Genomic DNA, 10,984 nt, shown 5'->3' with positions numbered 1-10,984 from the left:
GGGTGCGGCGCAACATTGCCTGTTCCTCGACACCCGCAAACAGGCGGAGCGCTTTCACCAGCAACTGCTCAATCACTACCTGCGAGCCCATGCCGGGCAGACTGACAAAGTCGAGCAGATCAGCGTGGCCATCGTCGGCGCCGGGGCCACCGGGGTCGAGCTGGCAGCAGAGCTGCACAACGCCGCGCATGAACTGGCGGCTTACGGCCTGGACCGGATCAAACCGGAAAACATGCACATCACCCTGATCGAAGCCGGGCCACGCGTCTTGCCAGCCCTGCCGGAACGCATCAGCGGCCCGGTGCACAAGACCCTGGAGAAACTCGGCGTCAACGTGATGACCAACGCTTCGGTCAGCGAAGTGACGGCCGACAGCCTGATCACCGCCGACGGTAACGAGATCAAGGCCAGTCTGAAAGTCTGGGCCGCAGGTATTCGGGCACCGGGTTTCCTCAAGGACATCGACGGTCTGGAAACCAACCGCATCAATCAACTGCAAGTGTTGCCGACGTTGCAAACCACCCGCGATGAAAACATCTTCGCTTTCGGTGACTGCGCCGCCTGCCCGCAACCGGGCACCGATCGCAACGTACCGCCGCGTGCCCAAGCCGCGCACCAACAGGCGTCGTTGCTGGCCAAATCGCTGAAACTGCGCATCGAAGGCAAGACTTTGCCGGAGTACAAATACACCGACTACGGTTCGCTGATCTCGCTGTCGCGTTTCTCGGCTGTGGGTAACCTGATGGGCAACCTGACCGGTAGCGTGATGCTGGAAGGCTGGCTGGCGCGGATGTTCTATGTGTCGCTGTATCGCATGCACCAGATGGCGCTGTACGGCGCGTTTCGTACTGCGATGCTGATGCTGGGCAGCAAGATCGGCCGCGGCACCGAGCCACGCCTGAAACTGCATTAAGTATTCGGTCCCGTCAGGGCCTGATCGGGAGCAAGCCCGCTCCCACTGGTTATTGTGTCGACCCTGGAATCCGGGTTCGACACTCAACTTGTGGGAGCGTGGCTTGCCCGCGATACAGGTGCCTCGGTAAAACCTGCGAAAACTTCCGTGTCCCATTGTATCCCCCTCCCCGATTCAGCCCCTTCGCATACAAACTCCCCCTTGCACGACACAGTAGCGATACACCCAACCCGCTAAATGGCCACACCCGGGCAAGGCATCCTGCCTGCTCCGGTGATCAGACTCTTTAACGAGCGGTTGTGTCGTGCAACCCAGGAGAATTGAAATGTCCCGTACTGCTAACACCTTTGGCTTGCTCGGCGCGGTTCTGGCCGGTGGCATGGCGTTGTCTGGCTCCGTGTTTGCCTCCCAGCCCCTGGCCCAGGGCTATTTGCTGGCCTCGGCTGACCAGGTGGTGAAAACCCCGGAAGGCAAATGTGGCGAAGGCAAATGCGGTGATGAGTCCATGGCCCAGACTGATACCGATGGGGACGGCAAAGTGTCCCGTGCGGAATTCCTGAAAGTGGCCCCCAAGGCTGATTTCGACAAGATCGACACCAACCATGACGGCCAGATCGACGAGCAGGAAGCCTTTGATAACGTTAAGGCCAACTACGAAGCCAATGGCAAGAAAATGCCCAAGGGATTGTTCGAGCATCTCAAGGACAACAGCTGAGTCCTGAAGCATCGAACCTGCGCCCGGCTTCTCGCCAGCGAAAAGCGGGGCCTTTTTTGCAGGCGCTTTTTGCCCGGCAATTATCAGCAGACAAAAAAAATCCCCGTATCTTTCGATACGAGGATTTTTAATATGGTCGGGGTAAGGGGATTCGAACTCCTGACATCCTGCTCCCAAAGCAGGCGCGCTACCGGACTGCGCTATACCCCGGTAAAAAAAAGGCGACCTTTCAGTCGCCTTCTTCGATCAGCGCTTTTGGCCTCTGATCTTAAGATTCGATTCCAGCGTTAACTGGTTTCAAAAATGGTGGGTCGTGTGGGATTCGAACCTACGACCAATTGGTTAAAAGCCAACTGCTCTACCAACTGAGCTAACGACCCAAAAATGGTCGGGGTAAGGGGATTCGAACTCCTGACATCCTGCTCCCAAAGCAGGCGCGCTACCGGACTGCGCTATACCCCGGCTTGAAATTGGCTCCGTGACCAGGACTCGAACCTGGGACCCAATGATTAACAGTCATTTGCTCTACCGACTGAGCTATCACGGAACTACATATTTCAATTTACAACGGTGAAACTTACAGCTCTTAGACTCTCGTTCGCATCGCTGCGTTCGTGTGTCTGAGGCGCGCTATTCTACAACCTAGAACACCTCTGTCAACCCCCTAAATTGCTTTCAAGTTAATGATTTGCAACTTATTTCAGATTTCAACTCAGTGAGCTGAGACCGTCTTGGCGACTGACTGCGGGGCGCACTTTACAAGCCTTTTCCTTTGAGTTCAACAGCCTAACGAAAAAAAAGGCCCCACAATGTGGGGCCTGCCAATTTTCATTGGCGTTTCGACTTAGTTGAAAACGATTTCGTCGTTCTCGACCACGCCGGTTGCCGTGTCGCCTGGCATGAAATGACCCGAAAGGATCAATTGCGCCAACGGGTTTTCGATCCAGCGCTGGATCGCCCGTTTCAGAGGACGTGCGCCATACACCGGGTCGTAACCAACCGCGATCAGCTTGTCCATTGCTTCCGGACTCAGTTCCAGCTTCAGTTCACGCTCAGCCAGACGAGTACGCAGACGACCCAACTGGATCTCGGTAATGCCCGCGATCTGATCACGCGCCAGAGGCTCGAAGATCACCACTTCGTCGACCCGGTTGATGAACTCCGGACGGAAGTGCGACGTCAGCGCATCCATCACCGCAGCACGCTGCGCCTCACGATCACCGACCAGTTCCTGGATCTGCACAGAACCGAGGTTCGAGGTCATCACGATCACGGTATTGCGGAAATCCACCGTGCGGCCATGGCTGTCGGTCAAGCGACCATCCTCAAGCACTTGCAGCAGGATGTTGAACACATCCGGGTGCGCCTTCTCGACTTCGTCCAGCAGGATCACCGAATAAGGCTTGCGACGCACAGCCTCGGTCAGGTAACCGCCCTCTTCGTAACCGACGTATCCCGGTGGCGCACCGATCAGCCGTGCCACGGAATGTTTTTCCATGAACTCGGACATGTCGATCCGCACCATCGCCTCTTCTGTATCAAAGAGGAATTCGGCCAGGGCCTTGCACAGCTCGGTTTTACCGACACCGGTCGGGCCGAGGAACATGAACGAGCCGCTCGGACGATTCGGGTCGGACAACCCGGCACGCGAACGCCGTACGGCGTTGGCCACGGCGACCACGGCTTCTTCCTGGCCGATCACCCGTTTGTGCAACAGGCTTTCCATCTTCATCAGCTTGTCGCGCTCGCCTTCGAGCATTTTCGACACAGGGATGCCGGTCCATTTCGACACGACTTCTGCGATCTCTTCTTCCGTCACCTTGCTGCGCAGCAACTGGTTTTCGCTCTTGCCGTGCTGATCGACCATTTGCAGGCTGCGTTCCAGATCCGGGATCACCCCGTACTGCAACTCGGCCATGCGATTCAGATCGCCTTTACGACGAGCCGCTTCCAGCTCCTGACGCGACTGTTCGATCTTCTGCTGAATCTGTGCAGAACCCTGCACCTCGGCTTTTTCCGAGTTCCAGATTTCTTCCAGATCCGAATACTCACGCTCAAGACGGACGATTTCCTCCTGGAGTTTCTCCAGACGTTTCATCGCCGCTTCGTCGCTTTCTTTCTTCAGCGCCTGCGATTCCACCTTCAACTGAATCAGGCGGCGCTCCAGACGGTCGAGCACTTCCGGCTTGGAGTCGATCTCCATGCGGATGCGGCTGGCGGCCTCGTCAATCAAGTCGATGGCCTTGTCCGGCAACTGACGGTCGGTAATGTAACGGTGACTGAGCTTGGCTGCCGCGATGATCGCGCCATCGGTGATCGCCACCCTGTGGTGAACTTCGTAACGTTCCTTGAGGCCGCGCAGGATCGCGATGGTGTCTTCTTCGCTCGGCTCATCCACCAGTACTTTCTGGAAGCGTCGCTCGAGGGCCGCGTCCTTCTCTATATATTGACGGTACTCATTGAGCGTAGTGGCGCCCACGCAGTGCAGTTCACCGCGTGCCAGAGCCGGCTTGAGCATGTTGCCAGCATCCATCGAGCCTTCGCCCTTGCCGGCGCCAACCATGGTGTGCAGTTCGTCGATGAACAGAATGATCTGCCCTTCCTGCTTCGACAGCTCATTGAGCAGCGATTTCAGGCGTTCTTCGAACTCACCGCGATACTTGGCACCGGCAATCAGCGCGCCCATATCCAGCGACAGCAAACGCTTGCCCTTGAGGCCATCCGGCACTTCGCCGTTGATGATGCGCTGGGCCAGACCTTCGGCAATCGCGGTTTTACCCACGCCAGGCTCACCGATCAGCACCGGGTTGTTCTTGGTGCGGCGTTGCAACACCTGAATGGTGCGACGAATTTCGTCGTCACGGCCGATCACTGGGTCGAGCTTGCCGTCTTCGGCGCGCTTGGTCAGGTCGACGGTGTATTTATCCAAAGCCTGACGCGACTCTTCGTGGTTGGCGTCATTAACTGCTTCGCCGCCACGCAGGTTGTTGATCGCGTTCTCCAGAGCCTTTTTGCTCACGCCCTGGCCGAGCAGCAACTTGCCAAGCTTGCTGTTCTCGTCCATTGCAGCGAGCAGCACCAGCTCACTGGAAATGAACTGGTCGCCCTTCTGCTGCGCCAGACGGTCAGCCTGATTAAGCAGGCGCGCCAGATCCTGCGACATATTCACGTCGCCGGTCGGGTTCTGGATTTTCGGTAATTGGTCGAGCTCTTTGGTCAGCTCTTTACGCAAGCTGTTGACGTCGAAGCCCACCTGCATCAGCAGAGGTTTGATCGAACCACCCTGCTGTTCAAGCATGGCTTGCATCAAGTGCGCCGGCTCGATGGCCGGATGATCGTGGCCGACAGCCAAAGACTGGGCGTCGGACAAGGCCAACTGTAATTTGCTGGTTAAACGGTCTATTCGCATAAGTCACCTTCCTTTTGAGCAGGCCGGACCTAAAAACCATCCTGAATAAAGAAACCTGCCAGATACCGCTATAGATGCGGTCGATTCTGCAAGATTCAAGCGTCAGAGGGTTGATTCAGGTCAGGCAAGTCTAGCGGGTGAGCCAGATAAGGGAGGCGAAGCGACCAGTGCGCGAGGCACGGCGATAGGAGAAGAAGCGTGGATCGGTCACGGTGCAGAAACCGCCACCATAAACAGCGGTGACACCACGTTCAGCCAGACGCAGGCGCGCCAGCGTATAGATGTCAGCCATGAACTTGCCGGCATTGTGGCTCGGCACGAAAGCTGTGGCCGCTTCCGGCAATTGATTGATGAAGACTTCCCGAACTTCCGGGCCGACTTCGAAGGCTTGCGGGCCAATGGCAGGGCCGAGCCAGACAAGCACGTCTTGCGCCGGAACATCCAGCGTGTCGAGCGTCGCTTCCAGTACACCCGCCGCCAGACCACGCCAACCGGCATGAGCCGCCGCCACGCGGGTGCCGGCACGGTCGCAGAACAACGCTGGCAAGCAATCGGCCGTCATCGCCGCACAGGCAATGCCGGGCGTAGCGGTCCAACTGGCGTCAGCGGTCGCAACAATGCCCGGATCAGCATGCGCCACGGCAATCCCGTGCACTTGCTGCAACCAGGCAGGCTGTATAGAGAAGTGATCAGTCAGACGCCGACGGTTCTCGGCGACAGCCTCAGGACGATCATCAACATGATCGCCCAGATTGAGGCTGTCGAACGGCGCCTCGCTGACACCGCCCTCGCGGGTGGTGACGCAGGCTTTGACGCTGGCCGGCGCAGGCCAGTCCGGCGTCAGCCAGTTCATCCGATGAATGCCTCGCGATCCTGTTTGAGCAGGGTCAGCAGCCAGACGAAATCTTCTGGCAGCGGTGATTCCCAGCTCATGCGCACACCGGTCGTCGGATGATCCAGTTCAAGGAAACGCGCGTGCAGGGCCTGACGCGGGAAGTTCTTGAGGGTTTCGACCATGTTCAGGTTCGCTGCCGGCGGAATGCGGAAACGACCGCCGTACGCCGGGTCGCCGACCAACGGGAAGTTGATGTGCGACATGTGTACGCGAATCTGGTGAGTACGACCGGTTTCCAGTTTCACCCGAACGTGGGTGTGGGAACGGAAGCGCTCCAGCACGCGATAGTGGCTGACTGCAGGCTTGCCGCCTTCCATCACCGCCATGCGCTGGCGCTGCTGGCCGTGGCGACCGATCGGCGCGTTGATCTTGCCACCGGCGGTGACCACACCAATCACGATGCACTCATAGATGCGGCTGACGCTGCGACTCTGCAATTGAGTAACAAGCTTTGTCTGCGCCTGAATGGTCTTGGCCACCACCATCAGACCGGTGGTGTCTTTGTCCAGACGATGCACGATACCGGCGCGCGGGACATTGATGATGTCCGGCACGTGGTGCAACAAGGCGTTGAGCAAGGTGCCATCAGCGTGACCGGCAGCCGGGTGCACCACCAGGCCCGCAGGCTTGTTGATCACCAGAATGTCGTCGTCTTCATAGACGATGTCGAGCTCGATGTCCTGGGCGATCCACTCGCCCTGGGCTTCCTGCTCGGCAGTCAGCTCAAGGATGGCACCGCCGTGCACGATGTCGCGAGGGCGGATGACCGCCCCGTCCACAGTCAGGCGACCTTCTTTGATCCAGGCGGAAAGGCGCGAGCGTGAGTGCTCAGCGAAGAGTTGGGCAGCGACTTGATCGAGGCGTTGGCCGCCCAATTCGGACGGCACCTCTGCGCGAAGTTCAATTTTATCGGACATGCTCTGACTGTGCGTCGGCACAGCTTTTGGTTTCGGCTGCGCGCTTGTGGTTAAATACGGCGTCTTTTGCCCCGAGGCTTTTCAACGGGGCGCTCATCATAACAGGACGGCCCCGCCCAAGACAGCGGCCGTCATAGGGACGCAAGCCGCCATGCAAGTGAAACACCTGCTGCTGATCGCCATCCTCGCATTGACCGCTGCTTGCTCATCGAAGGAAGTCGTTGACGAAAACCTGAGCGAGGCCGAGCTGTACCAGCAGGCTCAGCACGATCTGGACAACAATAGCTACACCGCCGCCACAGCCAAGCTGAAGGCGCTGGAGTCGCGTTATCCGTTCGGTCGCTACGCCGATCAGGCACAGCTGGAGCTGATCTACGCCAACTATAAAAACGCCGAGCCGGAAGCTGCAAAGTCCGCCGCCGAGCGTTTTATTCGTTTGCATCCGCAGCACCCGAACGTGGATTACGCGTACTACCTTAAAGGTCTGACCTCTTTCGACCAGGACGTCGGCCTGCTGGCGCGCTTCCTGCCGCTGGACATGACCAAGCGTGACCCGGGCGCCGCGCGCGACTCGTACAACGAGTTCGCTCAGCTGACCAGCCGCTACCCGAACAGCCGCTACGCGCCGGACGCCAAGCAGCGCATGATTTATCTGCGCAACCTGCTGGCGGCCTACGAAATCCACGTGGCCGACTACTACCTGACCCGTCAGGCCTACGTTGCTGCCGCCAACCGTGGTCGCTATGTAGTGGAAAACTTCCAGGAAACCCCATCGGTCGGCGACGGCCTGGCGGTGATGACTGAAGCCTATCAGCGTCTGCACCTGGACGAGCTGGCCAACACCAGCCTGGAAACCCTGAAGCTCAACTACCCGAATCACCCGAGCCTGGAAGACGGTCAGTTCGTGCCACGGGTTGCCGAAGCCGACAACCGTTCGTTCCTGAGCAAGGCGACTTTGGGTCTGATCGAGTCGCGTCCACCGCTGCCGCCGGGCGAAACCCGCGCCAACCAGGACGTACAGAAGCAGTTCCAGGACGCGAAAGACGCGATCCCGAACGATCTCAAGCCTAAAGACGAAAACGGCGACGTGATCGAAGAACCGGAGCCTGAGTCCACCAGCGACCGTTCGTGGTTCAGCTACATGACCTTCGGCGTGTTCGACTGATATCTGCAGACGCTGCAGGGGCGAGCAAGCTCAAGCTCGCTCCTGCAGTGGAGAAGCGTCTCGCAGCGTTATATCGCTGTGCGCTTGTCGGGTCCTTGGCTAAACTGCCGGATCATCAGTCGAAAAGCCGCTCATCATGCTTCGTTTATTGTTCTGGATCGCCGTCATTTTCGCCGCGGTGTGGCTCTGGCGTAAATTCAAGGGCCAGGCGGCAGCGCCTCGCTCGCCTGCCGAGCGGGAAGCGGCCCCCATGGTTCGTTGCGCCCATTGCGGCGTGCACCTGCCCCGGGAGCGAGCCTTGAGCCTTCAACAGCAATGGTATTGCAGCCAGGCTCACCTCGAGCAAGGCCCGGGCTCCAGTGACCGCTGAGACCACCCGTCCCGGCCACAAACAAGCCCAGCGACTGCTGCGTCTCTATCATCTCTACCGCCTGAGCGTCGGCATCACTCTGGTGCTGCTGATTTCCAGCAACATGGACAGCCAGCTGCTTTCGCTCGCCAATGGCGAGCTGCTGCGCAGTGGCAGCTGGCTGTACCTGGTATTGAACATTCTGCTGGTAGTGTTCCTGAGAACACCCGGCGCCCTGGCCAGCTTCTCACCCTGGCACTGGTCGACGTGTTGCTGTTGTGCGCGCTGTTCTATGCCGCCGGTGGCGTGCACAGTGCGATCGGCAACCTGTTGATTGTCTCGGTGGCCATCAGCAATACCCTGTTGCGACGCCGCATCGGCCTGCTGATCGCCGCCATCGGCGCGCTCGGCGTCGTAGGGTCGGGCTTCCTGCTGAGTTTCAGCCAACCCACCAGCCCCAACGATTACTTGCAGGTCGGCACGCTGGGGGCGCTTTGCTTTGCGGCAGCATTGCTGGTTCAAGGCCTGATCCGGCGCCTGGAGGTCAGCGAGACCCTGGCCGAACAGCGCGCCAGCGAAGTGGTGGGGCTTGAGGCTCTGAACTCGCTGATTCTGCAGCGCATGCGTACCGGTATTCTGGTGGTCGACGATTTACGACGCATTCAACTGGCCAACCACAGCGCGCTGAAACTTCTGGACCATGGCGCGCTTGAAGGGCGCTCGCTCGACCAGGACTTTCCAGAACTGGTCGAACGCCTGCAACTATGGCTGAACAACCCGACATTGCGTCCCCAGAGCCTGAGAATCGACAGCAATGGCCTGGAGCTGCAGCCCAGTTTCATTGCCCTTGAGCGAAGTCCAAGGCAGCAGACCCTTATATTCCTTGAAGACCTGGCGCAGATCGCCCAACAGGCCCAGCGACTCAAACTTGTCGCGCTGGGGCGTCTTACCGCGAGCATCTCCCATGAAATTCGCAATCCACTGGGCGCCATCAGTCACGCCGCCCAGCTATTACAGGAATCGGAGGAACTGAACAGCGCCGATCGGCGTCTGACGCAGATCATTCAAGATCACTCCCAGCGGATGAACCGGGTCATCGAAAACGTCCTGCAATTGTCCCGGCGCCAACAAACAGTGCCCCAGCGGCTCGATCTGAAGCCTTGGCTTGAGCAGTTTGTCGCTGAAGCCCGCGAGGCCGCGACAGAAACCCGGCAGCTTCATCTGAGCATCGCACCGGGAGACTTCAGGACCTTGATGGATCCCAATCAACTGACCCAGATTCTCGACAATTTGTTGCGCAATGCCTGGCGCCACAGCGCCCAGATAAATGCCCAGGCGCAGGTCTGGCTGGAGTTGTTCCTGGACCCGCACAGTCAGCTGCCGACCCTGGAGGTCCGCGACAACGGCCCTGGGGTCCCGGCGCCAGCCCAGGCTCATCTGTTCGAACCTTTCTTCACCACGAGCCCCCAAGGCACAGGCCTGGGGCTTTATCTGTCCCGTGAGCTGTGCGAAAGCAACCAGGCGCGCCTAGACTTCAAACCACGCCAAGGCGGCGGCTGCTTTCGCATCACCTTTGCTCACGGACGGAAACAAAGTTGAACACGAGCCCACGGCAAAAAATCCTCATCGTCGACGACGAGCCGGATATCCGCGAACTCCTGGAAATTACCCTGGGACGGATGAAACTCGATACTTTCAGCGCACGCAATCGGGGTGAAGCCGAGGCACTGTTGCAGCGCGAAACCTTCGCACTGTGCCTGACCGACATGCGCCTGCCGGACGGCACGGGGCTGGAGCTGGTGCAATACATCCAGCAACGTTATCCACAGCTGCCAGTGGCCATGATCACGGCGTATGGCAGCCTGGAAACGGCCATCAACGCGCTCAAGGCCGGTGCTTTCGACTTCCTGACCAAGCCGGTCGACCTGACCCGTCTGCGTGAGCTGGTCACCACCGCGCTGCGCCTGTCACCCGTGGGTGGCACCGCGATTTCAATCGAGCGCCGGTTGCTGGGTGAGTCCCTGCCCATGCGCAACCTGCGCAAGCACATCGACAAACTGGCACGCAGCCAGGCCCCGGTGTACATCAGCGGTGAATCCGGCAGTGGCAAGGAACTGGTCGCTCGACTGATCCACGAACAAGGTCCGCGCGCCAACCAGCCATTCGTTCCGGTGAACTGCGGGGCGATTCCGTCCGAGTTGATGGAAAGCGAGTTTTTCGGGCATCGCAAAGGCAGTTTCAGTGGCGCCATCGACGATAAACCCGACTGTTCCAGGCCGCCAATGGCGGCACCCTGTTTCTCGACGAAGTGGCTGACTTGCCGTTGGCCATGCAGGTCAAGCTGCTGCGGGCGATTCAGGAGAAAGCCGTGCGCAGCGTCGGCGGACAACAGGAAACCGTGGTGGATGTGCGAATTCTCTGCGCCACCCACAAGGACCTCGACGCCGAAGTTGCCGCTGAACGCTTTCGCCAGGACCTGTATTACCGCCTCAACGTGATCGAATTGCGGGTGCCAGCGCTGCGCGAACGTCGTGACGACATCGAATCCCTGGCGAGCCATATGCTCAAGCGACTGGCCAGCAACAGCGGCGAGCCAGCGGTGAAACTCCACCCCCACGCGC

Annotated in this window: 7 protein-coding genes, 4 tRNA genes and 2 pseudogenes; 6 read left to right on the top strand and 7 right to left on the bottom strand. The window is 59.2% G+C overall.

Going from position 1 to position 10,984, the window contains the following annotated elements; translation table 11 throughout:
- Together JFT80_RS18580 and JFT80_RS18575 are read left to right on the top strand one after the other, a co-directional pair.
- A partial coding sequence (locus JFT80_RS18580) for an NAD(P)/FAD-dependent oxidoreductase (protein ID WP_201148855.1) occupies positions 1-913 on the top strand: 913 nt, incomplete at its 5' end.
- A gap of 325 nt (positions 914-1,238) precedes the next feature.
- On the top strand, positions 1,239-1,628 hold the full coding sequence (locus JFT80_RS18575) for an EF-hand domain-containing protein (protein WP_201148854.1): 390 nt from the start codon (positions 1,239-1,241) through the stop codon (positions 1,626-1,628).
- A 133-nt stretch (positions 1,629-1,761) separates the two neighbouring features.
- Here JFT80_RS18575 and JFT80_RS18570 read toward each other — a convergent pair.
- From JFT80_RS18570 to rluD, 7 genes are all read right to left on the bottom strand, one after another.
- A tRNA-Pro gene (locus tag JFT80_RS18570) sits at positions 1,762-1,838 on the bottom strand.
- A 94-nt stretch (positions 1,839-1,932) separates the two neighbouring features.
- A tRNA-Lys gene (locus JFT80_RS18565) sits at positions 1,933-2,008 on the bottom strand.
- 5 nt (positions 2,009-2,013) lie between these two features.
- A tRNA-Pro gene (locus JFT80_RS18560) sits at positions 2,014-2,090 on the bottom strand.
- A gap of 9 nt (positions 2,091-2,099) precedes the next feature.
- Positions 2,100-2,175 (bottom strand) — tRNA-Asn (locus JFT80_RS18555).
- Positions 2,176-2,472: 297 nt separating this feature from the next.
- Positions 2,473-5,037, bottom strand: coding sequence for an ATP-dependent chaperone ClpB (gene clpB, locus JFT80_RS18550; RefSeq protein WP_201148853.1), 2,565 nt, complete (start codon positions 5,035-5,037; stop codon positions 2,473-2,475).
- Between the two features lie 130 nt (positions 5,038-5,167).
- Complete coding sequence (gene pgeF / locus JFT80_RS18545; RefSeq protein ID WP_201148852.1) at positions 5,168-5,890, bottom strand: peptidoglycan editing factor PgeF; 723 nt, start codon at positions 5,888-5,890, stop codon at positions 5,168-5,170.
- Positions 5,887-6,849, bottom strand: coding sequence for a 23S rRNA pseudouridine(1911/1915/1917) synthase RluD (rluD, locus tag JFT80_RS18540; protein WP_201148851.1), 963 nt, complete (start codon positions 6,847-6,849; stop codon positions 5,887-5,889). The genes pgeF and rluD overlap by 4 nt, the downstream gene beginning before the upstream one ends.
- A gap of 151 nt (positions 6,850-7,000) precedes the next feature.
- Between rluD and JFT80_RS18535 the strand changes: the two genes are divergently transcribed.
- From JFT80_RS18535 to JFT80_RS18520, 4 genes and pseudogenes are all read left to right on the top strand, one after another.
- Positions 7,001-8,014, top strand: a complete 1,014-nt coding sequence (locus tag JFT80_RS18535; protein ID WP_201148850.1) for an outer membrane protein assembly factor BamD — start codon at positions 7,001-7,003, stop codon at positions 8,012-8,014.
- Positions 8,015-8,150: 136 nt separating this feature from the next.
- Positions 8,151-8,384 (top strand): PP0621 family protein, encoded by a 234-nt coding sequence (locus JFT80_RS18530; protein WP_201148849.1) that lies wholly within the window; start codon positions 8,151-8,153, stop codon positions 8,382-8,384.
- Positions 8,374-9,962 (top strand): annotated as a pseudogene (locus JFT80_RS18525) (PAS domain-containing sensor histidine kinase). The gene JFT80_RS18530 and the pseudogene JFT80_RS18525 overlap by 11 nt, the downstream one beginning before the upstream one ends.
- Positions 9,959-10,984: pseudogene (locus JFT80_RS18520) on the top strand (sigma-54-dependent transcriptional regulator); the annotation flags it as partial. The pseudogenes JFT80_RS18525 and JFT80_RS18520, both read left to right, overlap by 4 nt.

Origin of the sequence: Pseudomonas sp. TH10, assembly GCF_016651255.1 — a bacterium.
GTDB lineage: Bacteria > Pseudomonadota > Gammaproteobacteria > Pseudomonadales > Pseudomonadaceae > Aquipseudomonas.
The sequence above is the reverse complement of the archived record's forward strand: the minus strand, read 5'-3'. Positions and strand labels throughout refer to the sequence as shown.